The following is a 309-nucleotide window of genomic DNA, read 5'->3' on the forward strand; positions in this document are numbered from 1 at the left end:
GGCGCTGTTTGAGCAGACGTTCATCAATCCAAACGGTTTGCATCGGCCGTTTCCTGATCGGGTAGGTGACGCGGCAGAGAAAACCGGAGGGTCGGTTCTGTTCGATGTTCGCGTTGATGGTGACGTAGAGGTTCAGCGGATGGCGGCGATCGGATACGGTGCAACCGGCACGGCGATAATTGTGATGCAAAAGAGCGGGGAACTTAGGTGCGCGTCAGTGAATGCCGACACGCGCTTTCTGGTTGACGAGCTTACCGCCTGGTACGCGTCACCACTTCACGAGCAAGCGCACGTTGACTATCACGGCAC

The 309-nt window shown here is 57.3% G+C and carries 1 protein-coding gene; it reads left to right on the forward strand.

Translation table 11 applies throughout. From position 1 onward, the window contains the following. Window positions 1-309 (forward strand): hypothetical protein (locus tag EN862_RS36695; RefSeq protein WP_135913327.1); only part of this gene is annotated, 309 nt, incomplete at both ends.

Origin of the sequence: Mesorhizobium sp. M2E.F.Ca.ET.219.01.1.1 (assembly GCF_004016445.2) — a bacterium.
Classification (GTDB): domain Bacteria; phylum Pseudomonadota; class Alphaproteobacteria; order Rhizobiales; family Rhizobiaceae; genus Mesorhizobium.